The following is a 20,596-nucleotide window of genomic DNA, read 5'->3' as shown; positions in this document are numbered from 1 at the left end:
GCAGATTAAAACTTTTCCGGTCGCTTGCGGAACAAATTGCAGCAATAAATCGTTACTTTTGTCAATCGGGTTCTTTTGATTTTAAATGGTAATGAAAATGAAATTAGTAATATTTGATTTGGACGGGACATTATTGAATTCTCTGGAGGATTTGGCAGTCAGTGCCAATTATGCTTTGCGGAAATTCGGTTATCAGGAACATGTAACGGAGGACTATCGTTATATGGTGGGAAACGGTATTACGAAATTAATAGAGCGGGCATTGCCTGAAGATGCACGTACGGAAAACGAAATTATGCATGTCCGGGCCGAGTTCGTTGCCTATTATTCCGGACATATGATGGATAAAACCAAACCCTATCCGGGAATTCCGGAGTTGTTGAAAGAACTTAAGCACCGTGGATTGATGCTGGCAGTGGCATCGAATAAATATCAGGATGCTACGCGGGAATTAATCCGTACTTATTTCGGAGAGGGAATTTTTCAGGTCGTATTGGGGCAACGCGAAGGAGTTCCCGCTAAGCCGGACCCGGCTATCGTAAATGAAATATTGGGAACGACAGGGGCCGGCCAAGACGATACGCTTTATGTCGGAGATTCCTGTGTAGATATGCAAACGGCAATCCATAGCGGAGTCACTCCTATAGGAGTCACCTGGGGCTTTCGTCCTTGCAAGGAACTGATGGATAACGGTGCCGTTCATATTGTGAACCGGCCGGAGGATATACTGAAGTATATAGGGGAATAAATTGTCCGTTTCGGATTCGCATTTTTTATAGATCCCGCTGATTTCACAGATTTATAGGGTTTTGGCTATTCTGTTTCAATGGATTATTATTTTTGATTTGTTTGAAATGAATCTGTTCTCATTTCAGCGAAGTGCTCTGCCAAATCGTATTTTAACCCGATCGTAAATCCGAAATCGCAACTTACTAAGTTTTCCGGAAAAATATTTCTATTCCCAAATGTTTCCCAAATTCTATATTTTCTTTGTATCGTAAATTTAAAATATAAACGATATGAAAAGAGTATTTTTTCTGATAGTAGTCAGTTTATTTTTGGTACAGGCAGTTTTTGCCGATAAGAAAGTGTATACGACCGATACCCTTCAATTGCCTCAAACGGCCCGGGAGTTTATACGTAAACATTTTCCGGCTACAGGCGTATCTCATATTAAGATTGAAAAGGAGTTCTGGGAAGGAAATCAGTACGATGTCATTCTGACGAACGGTTTTGATCTGGATTTTGATAAAAACGGACAGTGGAAAGAAATCGACGGGCATAAAACCGCTTTGCCGGTGTCTGTTCTCCCGGCTAAAATCGCAGATTATCTGTCAAAGAACTTTTCCGGTATAGCTGTATGGAGTATCGATAAAGACAAAAACGGTTACGAGGTGAAACTGGCAAACCGATTGGAGTTGAAATTTAATCTTGCGCAAGTATTTGTCAGGTTTGACGATTGATTATTAACCAATAAACGCTAAGGATATGAAAACTGTATTATTTATTTTAGGTTTGATTTTTTCTTTGCCATTTGTGGCTTGTAGTAATGATGACGATCATTATAAACCGGAAGAGCCGGTGACCCGCGCTTTCGAGCAGAAATATCCGGGTATTACACCCAAAGAGTGGGAGCGGAAGGGAAATTATGTTGTAGCAGAATTCTATGAAAACGGAGTAGAAAAAGAAGCTTGGTTTGATAATACCGGTAATTGGTATATGACGGAAAGTGATATCCGTTTCAGCGCTTTACCGGAGGCCATTAAAACGGCTTTTGCTGCCGGTGAATATGCACAATGGCATGTTGACGACGTGGATATGCTCGAGCGGGCCGGAATGGAAACGGTTTATGTAATCGAGGTTGAACAAGGCAAGCAAGAGGTGGATTTGTATTATACGGAGAACGGCACTCTGGTAAAAACCGTTGTGGGCGACGACGGGAGCCATGTACCTTCTGCCGGTTTGCCTCAGGCTGTAACGGATTATTTAAATACACATTATGCCGGTGCCCGGATTGTTGAATATGAAATTGAAAAAGGTATACTGGAAGTCGATATTTACCATGACAATAGGTATAAGGAAGTAAAATTTGACAGTCAGAACCAGTGGTTATATACCGAATGGGAGGTCCGGCAATCGGATGTTCCGGCTGTTGTACTCGAAACCATTCGTACACAGTATGCCGCTTACCGGATCGACGACATTGATTTTATTGAAAGTGCAGCCGACGGTTCTTATTACCTCTTTGAACTGGAGCAAGGCGAACGGGATATTTATGTCAGAGTGAGCGAGGACGGAACGGTATTGCCTTGATCGGATGTAACCCTGCCCCGGGCTATTGAGTATAAATAGAAAACTAAATCAAAATAGCTATGGGGAAATTTGAAGAATTAATAAAAGGTGATAAACCGGTGCTGGTGGATTTTTTTGCTACCTGGTGCGGTCCGTGTAAAGCCATGCACCCGATACTCGAAGAGTTGAAAAAGGATATGGGAGATAAAATCCATATTATTACGATAGATGTAGACGGAGAGGCAAACCGGGCATTGGTTATGAATCATCAGATTCAATCTGTACCGACCCTGATGATCTTTAAGAAAGGGGAGATGGTTTGGAGGCAAAGCGGAGTTATGCAATCGGTACAGTTGAAAAATGTACTTGAGAAATATGTATAATGTTTGAAAATACGGGATAATTACTATCCCGTATTTTCGTTTTTAGCCTAAATATGTCTAACATTCCGGAGAAAACTCGGTGTTTAACCAAGGCATAACCGTCCGGCCGGTTATTCTTTGATCCCTCGTATCATACATCCCAGTGAACGTCTGTATGAGGTGGCGTAGCTGACGGCTATGTTGGAAAGCACATACGCATTGGCTGCCGTTTTGTATTCATAGGACGGAGTATTGTTCCAATAACCGCTGGTACCGGGACTGGCAACTTCGGCGTTTTCCCCCCAAAGTACTCCGCAAATCGGAAAACAAAGCTCGGCGGATCTTGTGGCGTTTGTAAACAGGTTTTCCGCTTCTCCTGCGGTTTGAAAATCAGTGTCGGCATTTCCTTTTATTTCTGTAAGTCTGATCCAGCTGTTGTAGGAAGATATGCCTTTGAATTCATACCGTATAACATAAGCTTCGGATGTCCCGAACATTTTTATGATATAAATCTTCGATGCTCCGTCAGAAATGGATACATAGTCGTATTCCGTGCCTATGATATCGAGAACATCCTTACCTTCCCTCCGTTCCTTGTCTTTAAATAGAATCTCATCACCGGGGAATATCCGTAAACATTCGTAATCATAAGGCAGACGATAGCCATTCCGGCAAGGATTGCTACCGGACCGGTCTGTCCAGCCGTATGTATTTTCAAGAGTGGGAAGTTTAGTGGTAAGGCTACCGTCACACAACCAATCATCCACGTGAGTAATGAATTCCGGCATTTGCTGGGCCTGGGCTGCTGTAATGTCGGAATTGGCGGCTATTGTTGTGACTGTTGTTACATTTTCGCAAGGAAATTCCACATTTCTGCCCCATTGGTAATAATTCCCCCAGGCTTGTTTAAATTGTTTTCCGGATAAGTTGGTCGGTGTGGAAGGGAGAGTTGCTCCTTCATTCGTATCTGACCATTTTTCAAGATTGAAATCTTTGTAATGAGTTTGAATGACCGGAATGATCCTTGCATTCTGGCCGTCGACCTGTACCGTAACGGTTGCATAACGCGCTTTTTGCTCGTCTTTGTAAGTATCGGCGGAGATCATAAGGGTATCTCCCTGCGCTACCGGGTGGCACCAGCTTTCATCCGCTTGGGCTTCCCACTCTACATTTCCCTTGATGGCAATGGGTACACCTTTTCCGGAGGCAGGGACATAAAGTTTTTCCGGGAAAATATCAAATTTCGAACCGGCTTGAATAACGGTAAATGTACCTTCACCGTTTCCTTCGGTTATTGTGATTACAGCCGTTCTTGTGGCTATTGTTAGGTTTAAGGGAGCTGTCAGGGTTAGTTTATTAGCGTTTTTCCCTACTGTACACCAGCTTTTGTCGGATACGGCTTGCCAGTTACCGTTCAGGTTGATGGAAACCTCCCGGCTTCCTCCGTTCGCTTCAAACGAAATATCCTGAATTCCTAAATCCAGAATGGATTTCCCCGTATTGTCATCCGAGTCGCATCCTGTTAGAAATAAAGTGAATAACAGTATTATATAACTTATTAGTTTCATATGCTTCAAATTAAAATCGTGTCATAAAATCCGGGAGAAGGAGTGGTAAAGCAAGCTTTACCGACTCCTGATCGTTTTCATTGTTTGGGTTCCCGGAATATTTCGGTATTATTCCATAATGCAACGTAACGGTGTTGCATAGCCGCAGATTGCCCCGGCTTCATTGATGCGTGTTGTGTTGAGTATATACATGCAACGCATCTTTTTATCAAGCCAGTACCAGGCGGCAGCACCCGGAGCCAGTAAGGTTGCTCCGTCACTCATGTTCAACATTCCGGCTGCCGGGAATATCCGGACTTCAGATTCTGTGGCTTCTGCAAATAAGGCTTCTGCATCTGTTGCATTGTCGAATACGGTATTTTCATCTGCTAGAATTTCAGTAATTTTCAAGTATAGATTTTTACCTACTTCTCCCAGCATTTCGAAACGAAGTATGTATGCATCAGCCGTTTCAAATTTCTTTATCGCGTAGATTTTAGAGTTTCCTTCATAAACGTATAAGGTACGGTCGGGTACTCCGGGTCTGTCTTCCAGGCGTTCATAGACAACGACGCTCTGGGAATTGCTGAATGTCCCTTTGTCTTCCGAAGAAGGATAGATACGTAATAAATCCATTTGATTGGGTAACCGGTAACCGGAAGGACATGGATAGGAGCCTGCCCGGTCGTTCCATACGCTTTCCGATCCCGGGTTGGTCAGCCAGTCGCCGTTTGAGGTAATAAATTCTGTCATCTCCTGTGCTTGTTCTGCCGTAATTGATTCATTGGCGGCAATCGTGGTTTCAGCTCCGGAATGAGGGAATCCGACATTTCGCCCCCATTGGTAATACATCCCCCAGGTGTCTTTGTAGTCAGGACCTGACATATTTTCTTCCGTTGCCGGTAATTTTGCACCTAAATTGCTGTTTGACCACCTGGACAGGACAAATTCCCTTTTGGCTGTCGGAGTCTGTATGATTTCAAGAGTTACCGGGTCGAGATCGGGAGCTGTTACGGTAACGGTTGCCGTACGTTCGTTATCACCGGAATAGGCTTCGGTAGTGACAATGAATGAACCTGAACCCGAACCGGTTGCCGGTTGTAATGTACACCAGGCGGCACCTGCGGACACCGTGGCCGTCCAGGTGATATCGGTATCTGTTGTAATGTCGACCGGAAGTTTACCTCCCTGGTTTCCGAACGCGTAGCTGACAATGCTTAATTTGAGCCGGGATTTGTCATATAGTCTGTCATTCGTCATGTTTTCGGTATCTTCTGTATTTCTCAATACTAATTTCCAGCTTTCCGCATTAGTGATATGCCCGATAATCGCTCCGTTTTTAGCAGCGACTTTTTGTTCCCGGAATGTCGCTGTCGCGGCTACAGCGAGAGGTAATTCTTCCGTTCCGTTCCAGAGGATAGGCTGATTGCCGTATGTTTGAGTTATATCTTTGAATTCGACATTTTCGATTTTTACCAGCAAACCGTCTCCGGCTTCTCCGGCAAGTATCTCTGCGATGGTTTTTACAGTCGGGTTTACAGTGATTGTCGCTGTCGGTACAGAGGTAATATTAGCGGTTTTCAAATTGTTAATGGTTGTCAGGCCGTTTACTGTTGTTCTGCTGCCTCCGTTTAATAATACATCGACCTGAGTACCGGGTGCGATATTATGTTCTTCTGTAAATTGCAGGGTGATCGCGTTACCGGTACCGTCTTGTATGATCATTTGGTTGTCGCCGATATTTTTGCCGGTGTTGTCAGAAGTTACAAGTCCGGTAACATATGTATAGTCCGTTTTACTGTTGGCTGCCAGGGCCCGCAATGCCGTAATCGTCATATTGGCAGGACCGTCCTGAATGATGGTAACGACATCGCTTTTTTCCTGATTGCCTTCGAGGGTCAGGGTGGCTTCTCTTTGTTCGGCAGTCGTATTCGGTGCCGATGTAATGGTTATGCCGGTTTTATCTTCGGATACGGTAATTGTCAGCCAGCTATCGGCACCATCGGATAATTGGGGCGTCCAGGTAACATTGGAAGTAACGGATACGGTTTCTGTTCCGCCGTCTACTTCAAAACCGATATTCTTCGGGTTTACGCTTAATACCGGGTCTAGGCCAGGCTGGGATACGACAACTCGTCCGCTCAATGAACCGGCTGTAACGATAAGGGTGAATTCCCGGGGAGCATAATCTTTATTTTCTGTAGCAGTTACGGTAACTGTAGCATCTTTTTTTCCGGAAGTTTCGGATAGTGTCAGCCAGGTCGGGGGAGTATTGAATGACCAGTTCTGATTGGTTGTGATTTCGATAACGTCATTTCCTCCCGTTTGCAGGAAGCTCATCGTGTTCTTTTGTATTTCCAGGGTAGGATCGGGACTCTTGTCGTCGTCTTTACATCCGGTTACGGTTATGACCAGCAGTAATGTCAATGCACTTAGCAGACAAAACCAACTTTTTGTGTTGTAATTTGTTTTTTTCATAATCGATAATTTAATTGTGAGAAAGTATAGGTTTAGGGTATTATTCGGCTTTGATACAACGGATCTGGCATCCTAACGACCGGGGACAATACAATGCGTCCACATGAAGCTGGAAGTTCGTCGCGCTCACATAAGTGGCGTATTCTTTATAGGGAGAAGCTGTCCAGTAATTACAACTGACACCTAAAGAAGTCGCAGTTGCTGTGTTGCAATAGAGATAACCGCTGGCCGGAAATATTTTTGTCGCTTGTTCGTCACTGGCGGAAAATAAAGCTTCGGCTTCCTCTGAGTTGGTAAAATCGGTGTAAGCATCTCCCCGGATTTCGGTCACTTTCAGATAACCGTTGTTATAGGGGCCTGTCTTCCATTCGTATTTCATTACATAGGCATTCTCGGTGCCGAATTTTTTAATTGCGTATTTGGTATAATTACCGTCGCCTACAGAAACACAGGTATAAGACGTACCGGCTGCATCCAAAACTTCCGTATTTGTGCAGCGGTCAATGACTACGTACCGTCCTTCTATTTCTCCGTAAGGAAATATTTGCCGGGCTTCGTAATCGAGAGGCAATCGCCAACCGTCCGGGCAGGGTTCCTGACCCGCACGGTCTTTCCAGACGTACGAGTTTCCGGTGGCGGGGAGGGTGGTTGCACTCCCGTCACTCAACCAGTCGAAAGGCGTTAGTTCACTTCCTATAAATTCCGTCATCGTCTGGGCGGCTTGCGCAGTTATTGAAGCATTTGTCATAACGACTGACGGTAAAATATCTCTGGAAAATGTCACATTGCGTCCCCATTGATACATGTCACCCCAAGTCTGTTGATAATCGGGGTTTTGCATATTTTCCTCCGTGGCCGGAAGGGTGGCGCCCAGGTCGGTATCCGACCATTTTTCAAGCATGAAATCCCCTTGATTGCGCTGGGATACCGATAGTATTTTGGTATTTTTTCCGGCACTTAATGTGATTTGTGTTGTCCGGGGGTCCGTATTGTCATAATGATCGGCGGATACTTTTAATGTATCGTCTGTGATATAGATATGACACCATCTGTCTTTGCTGCTGGCAGTCCATTTCAGATTGCTCTGAACAGTGACGTTTTTGGTTTTACCCGAAGCACCTAAAGTCAGTTTCGGTTGGGAAAGAGCAATAATGGAACCTTGCTGGGATACCGGTATTGTTTTATTTCCTTCGGGGGCTTTGATGGTAATCAGGGCTATCCGGGAAGAGATAGTCGGGTTTTCCGGGACGGTCACATGTACGATTTTGCCTGAAACGGTTACGGTACACCATGTTTTATTGGATGTTGCACTCCAGGCACCAGCGGAGAATACTTCGATCGTGCCCGTTCCTCCGACAGCCTCTATGGATAGGTCGGAAGAAATAACTTCCAGTTCGGACGAATCGGTTTTGTTGTCATCCGAATCGCAAGCTGCCAAAAACAGGCAGAAAATCAGGATGAGGTATTTAATTTTTTCCATATTCATATGTGAATTTTATAGGTTATATACTTTTTCTAGCGATAACTGAAACCATACATCCTGTTTGTCAGTTGACTTAAACATAATCACGGCCGGTTTGGACGGATTATCACAAGTGATGGTGTATTTACCGTTTAGCATTTGAAGAATAGCTTCTCCTCCGGAGTTGTAGAAAGCATTTCCGTTATCATCTACTTTTCCGGTGAATTCGATCTCAAGTTGATCGTCAGTCCATTTTACAGGCCGGCAATAAATCAACAACAAACATTCATACAGGTTATAACCATCGGTGAGTACGACGTTCAGAATCTGTGCTTCGAGTTCTGCATTGTAACTTAGATAAGCCTGGTAAATTCGGAGTCCTTGTCCTGATTGAACTAATTCACCGGCTTCTTTCCATTTTTCCCGGAAGGGAGAACTCATGATACCGGTGTGGAAGTACCACTCTTCTTTTGTGTAACAGAATCTTTTATTGAGGGGCATCGGATCAAAGGTAATCCGGGCATTTACGTCGTTGTCCGAACAAACCAAAGTACGTTCGATTTCGGACCAATCAAAGTATTGCAGGGTTTTTCCGCCGATCTGAATCGGTTGGTAGAGTTTGATACCGCTGGTGGTATAAATAAAGGGGGCGTTGATTGTCAGCGTATCCTTGCCTTCGATATAGTCAATTTCGAAATTTCTGCCGTTGGGTTCTGTCGTCAGTGCCCGTCCGGTCTGTGTCAAGAATATCTCCGTATTTTCTACTGTCAGGCCATAACCATAGTAGTCGGGAGGGGTAATTGTACGGATGATACTTTTGAGATCGTTCAACGTTTGTTCCCAGCTTTGATTTTTGGACAGGGGATGCATACGGAAAGTATTTCCCGTCTTTTTCCCTTTTAATATCAATTCATTGTTTTCCTGTCCCATGAATATGAATTCGTAATCCCCTTCATAGCCTAATCCGGGAAGTCCGGGAATAGCGGGATCGGAAAAGAAGTGGAAGATCTCGTTGTAGGTATCGAAACTCAATACCGGTCCCATATCTTCCTTCAATGAATACAGGCTTTTGGCGGACCTGGAAGAGATTTCCGAGGCGACAGTTACATCTTCTTCAGTGAAGGAAAGTAGTACGGTATATCCCCCGTAAGAACAATCGCCTTTGGGGTAATATTCCATAACCCAGCCGTTTTCAGGGGCAGTCAGAATCTTTTGGTAGGCTTGCAGGGCTTCAGAAAGACGTTCTGCTGCCGGTTTGTTAAAGATATCCTCTTCGTCCTGTACACAGGATTGTAAACCTAACAGGAAGCCGAAGATGAGCAGGTATGGTAGTTTTTTCATAATAGTACTTTTAGTAAACAAACATTTATCGGTTTCGTTTCACGTTATTCGTCGAGGTCGTAATCGATATTGCCGATTTCTGAAGAACGGCGTTCTACGACTTTCCGCAGATCGTCGATATTGATATTCCAGGAGTTTTTCAGCCAGTTACGTACAATACCGAACTTTTTCTGGATAATTTCACTACCGTCAGTGCCGGCCCCTTTTAATATTTCTTGCCAGGCTTCATTGTTGCTGGTTAGATAGATAGCGATGATTTCGACAAAATCTTCCTGCGGCTCACTGCTGGCATATTTGGAAACAAATCCCATTTTCCAGGCTTCTTTTTCTGTCCGGTTCATCCAGCCTGTGGGAGAGTAATCGGAGGTCGTGATTTTCTCGAAGTCTTTGGGGTAATTTTTAGTTTGATGGAGAATGTGAGCGAATTCGTGATGCATTGTCTTGAAATAAAAATAATTCAGACTGTCGATGTTTTCCGTATTCAGTTCATTGACCTTGTATAACGTGACCATCAATCCGCCTTCGGCTGTCCCCAATACTTCGGTTTGTGCTTCGGCATCGATAGCCGGAGAACCGATCAGGTGAATCACTTTAGGAACATAGGTACGCATGAAATCGACCCCGGCTACTTCGTCATAAACTTCCAGCCAGAGATGCTTTATCAGCTTGGATATTTTGATGGAATTTTCCAGACTGGCCGGTACCAGGTTGAACGTCATATCCGATATAACGTCTTCCATCCGATACTTCATGTCGATGTTATAGGCATTGACGTAATTGTCCAATAGCCAAAGATCAAATTCGGTGCGTTTTACTTCCGAAGGCTCGAAAATGGATTTTCCGCCGGGATCGTCTTCTGAGCAACCGTAAAAGAGAGGGGCCAGAGAGAAAAGGAGAAGCGTATAAATAACTGTTCTTTTCATATTATTTCGGTTATAAGTTTTGTAATTATCTCGGATTGGCGGGCATGCCTGCGCTGATGACGGATGACGGAATCTGGATCGCCCGGCGGAGATCGTCGGTTGTCAGTACGTCGTCCGTTTTACCGTGGCGGTTGTGGGCGATTTCAATACCGTAGCGTTTGATGTCGAACCACCGTAATCCTTCGTGTATATTTTCGATTCGTCTGCAATGGAGAATGAAATGGATAAAGCTTTCCTGAAGTCCTGTCTCTAAGGTGAATTTCGGATGCAACGGTTTCTTCGTCGTAAGATCCTGGGCATAATAGTTTTTGATATTATCCAGGCTCAGGCTTCCGCCTGTTGTCGTGTGTCCTTTCAGCCAGATTTGCATGTCGGCAAGGGCCCGGGCATATTCTTGCCGGTAGACATAGGCTTCTGCCCGGCATAAAATAGCTTCATCTGTTGTAAATGCCGGATACACCAGATTAATGAAGCCCGTTCCCGCAACTTTATCCGTATATTCGACAAAAGCTCCTAATTTAGGATATACCATTTTCGGTGTAGAGCCGAAAACCGTATTGTAGGCACTCAGGTTTTCTCCCCATAACCCAGGTGACCAGAAAGTTTGGGTTTTGGCAATGGAACGGGCGTGACCATACCGTTCTCCCTGGCTATAAGGACCGTGTATAATAGGCCAGTAGGATTTGGCGGGCAATAGCAGCAGATTGCTGTTGAGTTCTGCACTGACATAATTATTGATTCGCCAGTTCCAGTCGGAGGTTTTTGCGTCGCCGTTAAAATCCCGCATCACTTCGTCAGGTGTTTCTCCCAATGCTAATGTGGCGTATCGGATGACTTTGTCGTATTTCTCATACCATAAGTAAAAACGGGATGCAAAAGCACAGGCTGCTTTGTAGTTGAAATGATAACGGGGGACGGTATAGATTTGGTCGTCGATCAAGGGGATTCCGGCTTCGATATCTTCGGCAATTTTAGCGTAGACATCGGCAACGGTTCCGCGGTCGTAATTTTTGGATACGGTTGTTTCCGGTTCCTCTACATAGGGAATACCCATATCCCGGGTGCTGGTTGCCGTATTGTAATGTTGGCAAAATAAATTCACCAGGATAAAATGAGCATAGGCACGACACAATAAGGCTTCGCCTTTTTGGGGACTGTTTTTGTCCATGCCCAGTTCCTCAATAGCCTTTATAGCATGGTTTGCCGAAGCAATCGCCAGGTAGTAGTTGTCCCAGATATATTGGGGCGAATCCTGGCTTACTTCCGTCACATCCTGCCAATGATAAGCTTCCTCGTCCATCAGGGAATAGGCCGAATATAATGTTCCATTGTCTTGGGTATTATCTGACATCATTTCTGCCAGCATACTGAAAGAGGCGCTTGGATAGGCCGATACCAACAGACGGGTAATTTTTTGTTCTGTTGTCAGTTCTGCCCGGTTGTCCGGCATCTTATCCAGAAAGTCGTTACAGGAACTGGCCAGCAACGATGCTATAAAAAGCAGGGGGATAATTATATTTTTCTTTTTCATAATCTGTATGTATTAAAATCCAAACCTCAGAGTAAATGTAAATTGCCTGGGTACCGGGGCAGAAACCCCTCCGGAGCGGAAAAACTCCGGGTCCTGGCCGTTCAGTTTCGAATCCGCATAAAGCAGAAATAAGTTCGTTGCCTGTGCTTTCAGGGACAGGTTGTTCAGGTTGAGCCGGCGGATGAATTTTTGAGGGAAATCGTAGGTAAGCGATATTTCTTTCATCCGGATAAAGCCTCCGTCTGCAATTCGGGCATCCGAGTAATTGTAAGCATTGTATGCATACCTGAGATTTTTGATGTCTTTATCCTGGCGGTTACTGGCAATGACCGGAATATCGGTGTGAGCTTCATCGCCCGGCATCATCCAACGGTTTTTAAATTCTTTGGGCATGGCGTCCAAATCGGAATAAGAACTGCTGAATACCGGATCCAGACGGATAACATTGCCGAACGAGTAGGTTATAAAAACGTTTAATTTGAGGTTTTTGTAAGTGAAAATATTTCCCAAACTTCCTGTAATTGTCGGGTCGGTCGGACCTTCGTATTTTAGGAAGTCAACCATGTCCCGTTCCTGGAAATTGATATCCGTAATCGTAATTTCACCTTTGTGATTCAGGAATGTCGGTAAACCGTCCTTATTCAATCCTTTGAACGGCATTGAAAACAGAGAACGTACCGGATAGTTTTTCCGTGCAAAACCATTACCGGATACCAGGTCGATAACTCTGGAGCGGGCATCCAGTTTCGTCACTGTGTTTTTATTTTTGGAAAAGATCAAATCGGTACTCCAGGTAAAATTGGGGAGTTTGATATTTTTTGTCGAAAGGGTAAATTCGAATCCACTCGATTTCATGGAAGCGACATTGGCGTATTTGATGGTTTCACCTCCGGCACCTTGTGTGTTGATTAAACCGATCAGGTCGTAGTTATTACGGGTGTAATAATCACTACTAAGGTTGATCCGGTTATCTAAAAAACCGAAGTCCAATCCAATATTCAATTCGTGTTTTTTTTCGTAAGTCAGTTCGCTGTTTTCCAAAGAACTGATTTCCAATCCCGGCTCTTTTACCGTAGAGGAAGGACGCCAGGGGGTGTAACTGGTATATATGGCTCTTGAATTGGATACGGAAGCCGGTCCCCGGTCGGCAGTCAAGCTGTAGGATGTTCTGAAAGTAAGGTGTGAAACCGCAGGTTTTAAACTTTCAAAAAATGATTCTTCATGTGCATTCCAGGCGAGAGCGATATTCCAGGTCGGGAGCCAGCGGGAACTTCTTGATTTACCCAGTTTGTTTGATCCTTCGTAGCGTAAGGTTCCGTTTAAGGTATAGATTCCTTTGTAGGAATACGTGGCTGTTCCGAAAAATGCGACATTGCGGGAAGTTGTGCTTGTATTTTGGTAATATTGTCCGTTCTCTTCAGCCAATTGTTTGAAAGCATAGTAGTTAAAGAACGGATTACCTCCCATATCGTATTGATATCCCATTCCCATAAACCAGGTGGCTTGACGTTCTACCGAATTGGTTTCCATACCGCCGAAAAAATTGGTAATATGCGTTTCGTTGAAAACTTTGTTAAAACTTAATGTTGCCCGAAAATCCGTCCCGAACATTTTGTAATTGGTACGTTTGTAGATACCGCCTTCCGGTAATATGCTTACAGGTAAGGAATAGGCAATGTCCGGATCGGTGTACAGGAAAGGGTTGGCGTCGCGAATTGTCGCATCGCTCATTTCACGGTAGGCTTGTGCTTGGTTGGACTGATCTTTGATGTGATGTTCCTGTGAGGAATTCTGGTATTTAACTGCTCCGACCATGCTGACTTCCAGGCCGGTTCGTATTTTCCATTTCAACTCTCCCTGGAATTTCAGATCTACCATGTTCAGATCGATGTAATTGTTTTCCAATTCATGTAATATGTTGAACGGAGCGTAGTTTCGGGTATAGTAAGTGTACCCTTTTGCATCTTTTACCGCCAGCGCTCTGGAGGTGTTCAAAGCATAACTGTACGGGTTGATATCGAAATCCCGTTTTACTTCTCCGCTGACAACGTCGACTTGCTGGCTAAGTGTTCCCGGAGCTTGTTGATCCCGGTAAGAGCCGTTTGTAAGCAGACTGAGGGTAAGATTCGGTAAAATGTCATAAGAAGCATTGGCATTGGCCGTATAACGGTTTACCGAACTGGCTTTTGACCATCCCGGATCGTGATATATACTCATTGAAGCGTAATATCTGGCTTTTTCAGTACCGGAGCTGATACTGATAGAATGATTTTGCGTCAGTGAATTCCGAAATAATTCATTGAACCAGTCCGTATTCCGCATTTCAGCTTCCTGCAAATATTTATTCCGGGCTTCCGGTGTATTTGCCAGTGCCCATGTCCCGGATACCGGATCATAAGTGTTCATCAGTTTATACATTTTCCCGTACACGCCGCTTTCCGATGCCCGATAGGTTTTGGCAAAGCTTAGCCAGCCTTTCTGATACATTTCATTATAAACACTCATCTGGTCCTGGGAGTTCATGATGTTGAACGTAGAATAGTCAGGAACCAGCCGCATGGATAATTCTCCGGTGTAATTGATGTGGCTTACGCCCGCTTTGCCCCGTTTGGTCGTAATGACGACAACACCCGCCATGGCCCTGGCTCCGTAGATTGAAGTGGCAGAGCCGTCCTTTAAAATTTGAAAATTTTCAATGTCGTCGGCACTTAAACCGGCAATTGCAGAACTGATGAGTGTAACGGCATCTCCCGAGGATAGTTCGTCGGCTCCCAGTTCAACAACATCCTCCATGACAACACCGTCTACAACCCACAACGGTTTGCTGCTTCCATAGATAGAAGTAGCTCCCCGTACGCGGATTTTAGGTGCCGTACCGAATGTCCCTGAAACATTTTGTACGGATACACCGGCTGAACGGCCTTCGAGAGCCCGGCTTACATCAGGTAAACCCTGTACGATGACCTGATCGGCCGACAAACGGTCGGTGGCTCCCGTAAAGAGTCGCTTGTCCATTTGTGCCATTCCGGTTACAACCACTTCTTCCAGTGTTTCACTATCCGGTTTAAGTGTAACATCAATGACATTTTTGTCGGCAATACGAACTGTTTGGTCTTTCATTCCTACAAACGAGAATTTCAGAGTATTCCCGGCTCTGACTTTCAGGGTGTACTTCCCTTCGACGTCAGTTGCCGTTCCGGAGGTCGTGCCTATGATCATAATTGTCACGCCGGGGAGAGGTTCACCTTGCTCATCGGTTACTTTCCCGGTAATTGTTCGTTCGTCCGGATTGCTTTTCTGCTGTTGCTGATTGGCTTGACTGGGCCGGATAATGACATAGGTACTGGTGATTTCGGCTTGAAGATGAGTGCCTTTTAAAATGAGGTCATATAACTCCTTTACCGTGAAATTCGCTTTTTCAATCTGTACTTTGCGGTACATATCCAACTCGTTGTTACTGAAAAAGGTTAGTAAACCGGCTTGTTTTTCGACTTCCTCAAAAAGGGCTTTCAGGGTATGCTCCTGTTCTTTGAGGTGTACTACCTGAGCTGAGGTATGGGCAGAAACTTGCAAGGTCAGGCCCAAGGTCAGGAAAAATACAAACTGAGTCACACGCAGCATCTTTCCCGAAATTTTTCTGGAAAGTACTCTTGGCTTTCGGATTTTTTCCATACATTTGTTTTTGAAGTTAGTAATATTGTCTGTTGTTACGAACAGACATTTGGTTAGCTGGAATGAGGAGTGTTAGCGCACTCCTTATTTTTGTATTATCTCTATTTCATTGTTATTTATTTTGAATTGTATATTGGGGTTTGTTGCCTCTATCCGGCGTAAGAGTTCCTGTAAGTCTCCGTCTTTTCGGGCAGCGCCGGTAAACCGGTATTTTTTGCATTGCTCATTTTTAAAAATGAAACAGACATTATACCAGCGTTTGAGTTTTAGTGTAATATCTTCAATCGGAAGGTCTACAAAACGGAATAAATCGTTCCGCCAGGATGTGTATAACTCCGTATCGACTTCTTTGATTTCTACTTTTTCCGATGATTTTCGGGAAATCAGTTGTTGTCCCGGACGGAGTGGGTAATTTTTTTCACCGACTTTTACTTTTACGGCTCCGTTTACAAGTGTAATTTGTTCCGATTTTTCGTCGTGATAACTGCATACATTGAAAGCCGTACCCAAAACCCGTATGGAAGAAGAGCCTGTGTTGACGATGAAAGGCTTACCGTTTTTGGAAACTTCAAAATAAGCTTCTCCGCTTAACTCAACGGTCCGCTCCGGACCGTAAAAGTGATTGGGAAACGTAAGACGACTGTCGGAATTGACCCAAACTTTAGTACCGTCACACAAGATGATGCTGTATTCTCCGCCGACCGGAACGTAAATACGGTTCGGTTTTTCAGATGCTTTAACCGAATCTCCGGCATGTGTAATGGCTATGGTATTGGTGGAGTCTATTCCGACAATGAGACCCTCGGCACTCTGAATTTTCTGATTGACAGATTTATCCAAAACAATTTGTTCTCCACTCGATAATTCCAATATTGCTTGGGTAGAATGCTCCGGCGAACATTCTGGAGTTTCGGCAGTGATAGCCGGTGTGATTTGTTCGTTCACTCCTAGATGTTGAAGTAAAATAATACCGATCAGTAACGGAAATATAAGCCCCGCTGCAATTTCATAACGATGTAAAATGACTTTTCTTCTCCATCGGGCACGTGGAACTGTACGGGAATTGATTGTAGCCCAGGCTTTGTTGGTATCTATATTTTTGAAACGAATAGCATCCGTCGTGTTTTTATAGGTATCTTTTAATCTTCCGATTTCTGTTTGATGTTCCGGATGTGTTTCCAACCACTTTTGCAGGCGGCGGGAATCGGACGAATTAAGCCGTCCTTTCAGGGAATCAATCAATAAGCAGATAATATAGGACGGAATTTTTACCATATTGTTTTTTCTCCTATGACAGGAAAAAAACAAAAACGGGTGACAAGATTTTTATATTTTTTATTTAAATTTAGCGATAAAGAGTAAAAACAGATAAGATTTTTTATTCAGATTGTTTTTAAGAGTAAGCATTGCACGGGAAAGAATCGTTTTTACTGTATTGACAGAAATATTCAATTCTCCGGCAATTTCTTTATATTTTTTATTATGAAAAACGATAGCAATAAAGATTTCCCGGGAACGCGGAGGGAGATTGTTAATTTCCTGATATATTTCCTCCATGCGGAGATTCCAAATGGCTTCTTCCGACATTTCCTCTTCTGTAATTTCTATCCGTTCAAATGAATTCTCAAGGCGATGATTTGCATTTTTTTCGAGATAGTTCAGGCAATGATTCCGTACGGCCTGATAAAGATAAGCTTTCAATTGAGAAGCAACCGAGATAAAACTGTTTTTTTCCCAGAATTTAATGAAGACTTCCTGTACCATGTCTTCGGCTTCGTCCTGTCTGTGTACATATTTCATGGCATACATAACCAAAGGCTTGTAAAATTTATGGAACAGTAACTGTAAGCCTTTTTTCTCTCCCCGCTTCAACAAATCTAATATTTCCGTCATGTTCTCCATATGACACGGTGTTAAGGCTTATAATTACTATAAATGTAAATTGTTTGTTTTTGATATTCCACAAAATTTCATAAATATGCACAAATACCGAAAGACAAATAAAATAAATTTATATTAAAAATCCTAACGGAAATTTCTTACTTTTCCACCATTAATCCATTTCTTTTTGTAATAGGTTTCGTCTAACGTATTGAGACGTACGCCACTATGGGTCGTGGAATGAATAAATATGTTGTTTTTTAAAAAGATGCCGACATGACTGGCAGATTTGTGTGTTTTAGCCGTATTGAAAAATACCAGATCGCCGGGCCGGAGTTTGGCACGTCCGATTTTCCGGCAATTTTTTTTATACATTCCTGCTACAGTACGTTCTAATTTGATGTTGTAAGCATTACGGTAGATATTGCAGGTGAGCCCGGAACAATCTACCCCTGTTTTCGTATTTCCTCCGTATTTGTAGGGAACTCCCAGCCATTTTACAGCTTCACTATAGAGTTTCAGATCATCTTTCCGGGTGACCTTAAACCCTAGCTTTTGGGACAGTTGTGCGGTTGATACCCGGGAAGTTGTCATTTTGCGACTACTGCTACAGGATAGAGTCAAAAGTGAAAAGAAAATCAGCGTGTAAAACAGGATTGTTTTCATTGTTTTTTATTTGTCCGACAAATATACGTTCCTTTTGGCAAATTTTAAATTGAAAGACAGATGTTTTAGATGTACGATTTTGACTGATCATACAAAACTACTTTTTTTGAAAAATGAGATTTGTATGAAATAAATGAATAACCTATCCAAATGCATGGAATCGTAAATCAAAAATCGTAAATCAAGAATTTTAAACATTACTTTTGTTGTAAAATTTAGGTATGAATTATCTGGCTCATATATTGCTTTCGGGAAAAAACGGACAAATTCAAGTCGGTAATTTTATCGGAGATGCCGTAAAGGGCCGATCTTACGAAAATTATCCGGCCCATATCCGACAGGGAATTTTGTTGCACCGGTCGATTGATGATTTTGCGGATCACCATGCGGATGTTAAGCAAGCTGTGGCTTTGGCTAAGGTGAAATTCGGCAGATATGCGGGGGTAATGACCGATATGTTTTTCGATTACTTATTGGCACGTAATTTCCGGCAATATTCCGGAATTTCACTTCGCTACTTTACGTTCCGTTTCTATTTGTCGCTTGTGCGGAATTATTTTTATTTGCCGGTACGTATAAAACGATTCGTGTGGCATTTTATTCTGACGGACAGGCTGAATCGTTATGCTTCGTTACGGGGATTGAAGCAATCGCTTCGGATAATGGCAGAATATAAAAAGTTGCCGGTAGATCCGGAGGAAGCTATTGTTTTTTTTACGGAACATGAACGACAGTTAGAAAAATTGTTTGCTCATTTTTTTCCGGAAATATGGAAATTCTGCCGGGAACAATAAACTTTTTGTTACTTTTGATACTCATATTGGATTTAATCTTAACTACAAATGAATAAGACCGATTGGCAAAAAGAGTTGGCTGAATATGCCGATAATGAAGAAATTCTTCAGGTATATGAAGATTGGGGAAATTCCGGATATTTACAAGAGGTATTCCGGTTGTTGAACGAATTCAACCCGGATTGGAATAAAGAAAAAGAGTTGGGAAGCTGGGCTGCTGAATTTATATTGGATATGCTGGAAGAGGCGGAGGAAGAATTGGAGGATTCGACGCCGGAAAATCGGGAAGAGCTTTTCAGAGAAATGCTGGAAGAGCGTTATGAGGATTTCCGCAATGGGCATCAGTTTGCACGTATAAATAATGTCGCTATTCAGGCAACCGGAGATTCTCCGGAAAATATTCGTGAAAATGCAGCGGCTGAAGGAGAGAAAATCGGCTTTCCGGTTTTATGATTTCCGGTTTTAGAGCATGCTGGAAAGATTTGTTTTTAAATTGTCAGTAAAATCCGGCATTAAATCGGTCGATTGGGATTTCCCAAATCGGTTCAGTACGAAAAAAAGGAGCATGATGTAATCTTTATGTGATTTATTTTCAATGTATTATAGACTTTTGTTGTAAATTGAAATTACACAATGAGTCCGTCCCAGTGTGTAATTTTTATACGTTTACTCAAAAGTCGTAAATCCAAAATCTTTTAGCTTTGCCTGTTTTTTACCTGCAATAGAAAATGCTTGGGGATTGCTGTTTCGAATGTCATTTCTTTCCCGCTTTCCGGATGGATAAAATGGAGTTTAAAAGCATGTAAACATAATCGGTTCAACGGATTATAACGGGCTCCGTATTTTTTGTCTCCGCTAACGGGACATCCGGCTTCCTGCATGTGTACCCGGATCTGGTTTTTTCTGCCGGTTTCCAATTCCAATTCCAGGAGAGAAAATTGTTGGTTGCTTTTTAACACCCGGTAATGCGTAATGGCTAATTTACCCTCTTCGGCAGAAGCTTTATGTACAACTAAAGCCGTGTTTTCGGATATATAAGATTTTAGGGTACCTTCTTCCTGCTTCGGTTTACCTTCGACAACGGCGACGTATTTTCGTTCCGTGATCGCTTCGTTCCAATGCCGTTGTAATTTTTCCTGAACATTTTGGTTTTTGGCAAACATCATCAGGCCCGAAGTTTCGCGGTCCAGACGATGGAGTATAAAGATCCGGTGATATGGATTTTTTCTTTTTACATATTCACTGAGAATGTGGTAAGCCGTTTTTTCCCGGATCTTATCCGTAGCCATCGACAGCAGGCCGGCTGCTTTATTGACGACGATCAGGGAATCGTCTTCGTATACGATCTCTATTTTAGGGTGGCTGAACGGTAAATTTGCTTTATCGAATCCGACGGTGACTTTATCTCCTTTTTTCAAAGGCTTATCGAACTGGGTCGTCATACGGCCGTTGATACTGATTTGCCGGTGCGCAAGCAGGGATTTAACCGTCGTCCGGCTCAGGTGATTCAAAGATAGCAGTAAAAAATTCAATAAAGTATTTTCTTCCGTTACCTCTAAAGTTTGATTTTTGGGAGAGGAACGACGAGCTCCCTGACGACTTGTTTTCATAGTATGGATTTTGAGGGACAAAGATAACAAAAAATCC

At 43.2% G+C, this 20,596-nt stretch carries 17 protein-coding genes; 6 read left to right on the top strand and 11 right to left on the bottom strand.

The window, feature by feature from the left end; translation table 11 throughout:
• Positions 1 to 91 precede the first annotated feature (91 nt).
• The 4 genes from DD657_RS02550 (at position 92) to trxA (ending at position 2,675) form a co-directional block, all read left to right on the top strand.
• On the top strand, positions 92 to 748 hold the full coding sequence (locus tag DD657_RS02550; protein WP_118773197.1) for an HAD family hydrolase: 657 nt from the start codon (positions 92 to 94) through the stop codon (positions 746 to 748).
• Positions 749 to 1,019: 271 nt separating this feature from the next.
• Entirely contained in the window at positions 1,020 to 1,463 is a 444-nt protein-coding gene (locus tag DD657_RS02545) for a PepSY-like domain-containing protein (protein ID WP_021987457.1), read from the top strand.
• 25 nt (positions 1,464 to 1,488) lie between these two features.
• Positions 1,489 to 2,313 (top strand): PepSY-like domain-containing protein, encoded by an 825-nt coding sequence (locus DD657_RS02540; protein WP_287048359.1) that lies wholly within the window; start codon positions 1,489 to 1,491, stop codon positions 2,311 to 2,313.
• Positions 2,314 to 2,372: 59 nt separating this feature from the next.
• A complete protein-coding gene (gene trxA, locus DD657_RS02535; protein WP_021987459.1) occupies positions 2,373 to 2,675 on the top strand; it encodes a thioredoxin in 303 nt (100 codons plus the stop codon).
• A 110-nt stretch (positions 2,676 to 2,785) separates the two neighbouring features.
• Here the strand turns inward: trxA and DD657_RS02530 are convergent, their stop codons facing one another.
• From DD657_RS02530 to DD657_RS02485, 10 genes are all read right to left on the bottom strand, one after another.
• A complete protein-coding gene (locus DD657_RS02530) occupies positions 2,786 to 4,222 on the bottom strand; it encodes a BACON domain-containing protein (RefSeq protein ID WP_287048357.1) in 1,437 nt (478 codons plus the stop codon).
• Between the two features lie 108 nt (positions 4,223 to 4,330).
• The gene (locus DD657_RS02525) at positions 4,331 to 6,679 is read right to left on the bottom strand and encodes a BACON domain-containing protein (protein ID WP_287048355.1); all 2,349 of its coding nucleotides are present in this window, start codon (positions 6,677 to 6,679) and stop codon (positions 4,331 to 4,333) included.
• A 40-nt stretch (positions 6,680 to 6,719) separates the two neighbouring features.
• Positions 6,720 to 8,159, bottom strand: coding sequence for a BACON domain-containing protein (locus DD657_RS02520; protein WP_021987462.1), 1,440 nt, complete (start codon positions 8,157 to 8,159; stop codon positions 6,720 to 6,722).
• Positions 8,160 to 8,174: 15 nt separating this feature from the next.
• Positions 8,175 to 9,482: a DUF4302 domain-containing protein gene (locus DD657_RS02515; protein ID WP_068690404.1), complete on the bottom strand. Its 1,308-nt coding sequence runs from the start codon at positions 9,480 to 9,482 to the stop codon at positions 8,175 to 8,177.
• Positions 9,483 to 9,526: 44 nt separating this feature from the next.
• Positions 9,527 to 10,405 carry a zinc-binding metallopeptidase gene (locus tag DD657_RS02510; protein WP_021987464.1) on the bottom strand — a complete coding sequence of 293 codons (879 nt, stop codon included), beginning with the start codon at positions 10,403 to 10,405 and terminating at the stop codon, positions 9,527 to 9,529.
• 25 nt (positions 10,406 to 10,430) lie between these two features.
• The gene (locus DD657_RS02505; protein ID WP_287048353.1) at positions 10,431 to 11,936 is read right to left on the bottom strand and encodes a RagB/SusD family nutrient uptake outer membrane protein; all 1,506 of its coding nucleotides are present in this window, start codon (positions 11,934 to 11,936) and stop codon (positions 10,431 to 10,433) included.
• 12 nt (positions 11,937 to 11,948) lie between these two features.
• On the bottom strand, positions 11,949 to 15,557 hold the full coding sequence (locus DD657_RS02500; RefSeq protein ID WP_082989246.1) for a SusC/RagA family TonB-linked outer membrane protein: 3,609 nt from the start codon (positions 15,555 to 15,557) through the stop codon (positions 11,949 to 11,951).
• 135 nt (positions 15,558 to 15,692) lie between these two features.
• The gene (locus tag DD657_RS02495) at positions 15,693 to 16,883 is read right to left on the bottom strand and encodes a FecR family protein (RefSeq protein WP_287048351.1); all 1,191 of its coding nucleotides are present in this window, start codon (positions 16,881 to 16,883) and stop codon (positions 15,693 to 15,695) included.
• A gap of 60 nt (positions 16,884 to 16,943) precedes the next feature.
• Positions 16,944 to 17,510, bottom strand: coding sequence for an RNA polymerase sigma factor (locus tag DD657_RS02490; protein ID WP_021987468.1), 567 nt, complete (start codon positions 17,508 to 17,510; stop codon positions 16,944 to 16,946).
• A 123-nt stretch (positions 17,511 to 17,633) separates the two neighbouring features.
• Positions 17,634 to 18,155, bottom strand: a complete 522-nt coding sequence (locus DD657_RS02485) for a C40 family peptidase (protein WP_021987469.1) — start codon at positions 18,153 to 18,155, stop codon at positions 17,634 to 17,636.
• Positions 18,156 to 18,376: 221 nt separating this feature from the next.
• Between DD657_RS02485 and DD657_RS02480 the strand changes: the two genes are divergently transcribed.
• Complete coding sequence (locus DD657_RS02480; RefSeq protein ID WP_287048348.1) at positions 18,377 to 18,949, top strand: acyl carrier protein phosphodiesterase; 573 nt, start codon at positions 18,377 to 18,379, stop codon at positions 18,947 to 18,949.
• Positions 18,950 to 18,997: 48 nt separating this feature from the next.
• Positions 18,998 to 19,402 (top strand): hypothetical protein, encoded by a 405-nt coding sequence (locus DD657_RS02475; protein ID WP_021987472.1) that lies wholly within the window; start codon positions 18,998 to 19,000, stop codon positions 19,400 to 19,402.
• A 242-nt stretch (positions 19,403 to 19,644) separates the two neighbouring features.
• Here DD657_RS02475 and DD657_RS02470 read toward each other — a convergent pair whose 3' ends face one another.
• Positions 19,645 to 20,559, bottom strand: coding sequence for an RluA family pseudouridine synthase (locus DD657_RS02470; RefSeq protein ID WP_287048347.1), 915 nt, complete (start codon positions 20,557 to 20,559; stop codon positions 19,645 to 19,647).
• Positions 20,560 to 20,596 lie beyond the last annotated feature (37 nt).

The organism is Culturomica sp. (assembly GCF_003524185.1).
Lineage (GTDB): Bacteria > Bacteroidota > Bacteroidia > Bacteroidales > Marinifilaceae > Culturomica > Culturomica massiliensis.
Note: the sequence above shows the minus strand (reverse complement) of the source record. Positions and strands in the feature narration are given on the sequence as shown.

Bases quoted from the DNA above. Each gene is read 5' to 3' on its own strand.
- DD657_RS02550 (WP_118773197.1), top strand. From the start codon at position 92: ATGAAAATGAAATTAGTAATATTTGATTTGGACGGGACATTATTGAAT.
- DD657_RS02545 (WP_021987457.1), top strand. From the start codon at position 1,020: ATGAAAAGAGTATTTTTTCTGATAGTAGTCAGTTTATTTTTGGTACAG.
- DD657_RS02540 (WP_287048359.1), top strand. From the start codon at position 1,489: ATGAAAACTGTATTATTTATTTTAGGTTTGATTTTTTCTTTGCCATTT.
- trxA (WP_021987459.1), top strand. From the start codon at position 2,373: ATGGGGAAATTTGAAGAATTAATAAAAGGTGATAAACCGGTGCTGGTG.
- DD657_RS02530 (WP_287048357.1), bottom strand. From the start codon at position 4,222: ATGAAACTAATAAGTTATATAATACTGTTATTCACTTTATTTCTAACA.
- DD657_RS02525 (WP_287048355.1), bottom strand. From the start codon at position 6,679: ATGAAAAAAACAAATTACAACACAAAAAGTTGGTTTTGTCTGCTAAGT.
- DD657_RS02520 (WP_021987462.1), bottom strand. From the start codon at position 8,159: ATGGAAAAAATTAAATACCTCATCCTGATTTTCTGCCTGTTTTTGGCA.
- DD657_RS02515 (WP_068690404.1), bottom strand. From the start codon at position 9,482: ATGAAAAAACTACCATACCTGCTCATCTTCGGCTTCCTGTTAGGTTTA.
- DD657_RS02510 (WP_021987464.1), bottom strand. From the start codon at position 10,405: ATGAAAAGAACAGTTATTTATACGCTTCTCCTTTTCTCTCTGGCCCCT.
- DD657_RS02505 (WP_287048353.1), bottom strand. From the start codon at position 11,936: ATGAAAAAGAAAAATATAATTATCCCCCTGCTTTTTATAGCATCGTTG.
- DD657_RS02500 (WP_082989246.1), bottom strand. From the start codon at position 15,557: ATGCTGCGTGTGACTCAGTTTGTATTTTTCCTGACCTTGGGCCTGACC.
- DD657_RS02495 (WP_287048351.1), bottom strand. From the start codon at position 16,883: ATGGTAAAAATTCCGTCCTATATTATCTGCTTATTGATTGATTCCCTG.
- DD657_RS02490 (WP_021987468.1), bottom strand. From the start codon at position 17,510: ATGGAGAACATGACGGAAATATTAGATTTGTTGAAGCGGGGAGAGAAA.
- DD657_RS02485 (WP_021987469.1), bottom strand. From the start codon at position 18,155: ATGAAAACAATCCTGTTTTACACGCTGATTTTCTTTTCACTTTTGACT.
- DD657_RS02480 (WP_287048348.1), top strand. From the start codon at position 18,377: ATGAATTATCTGGCTCATATATTGCTTTCGGGAAAAAACGGACAAATT.
- DD657_RS02475 (WP_021987472.1), top strand. From the start codon at position 18,998: ATGAATAAGACCGATTGGCAAAAAGAGTTGGCTGAATATGCCGATAAT.
- DD657_RS02470 (WP_287048347.1), bottom strand. From the start codon at position 20,559: ATGAAAACAAGTCGTCAGGGAGCTCGTCGTTCCTCTCCCAAAAATCAA.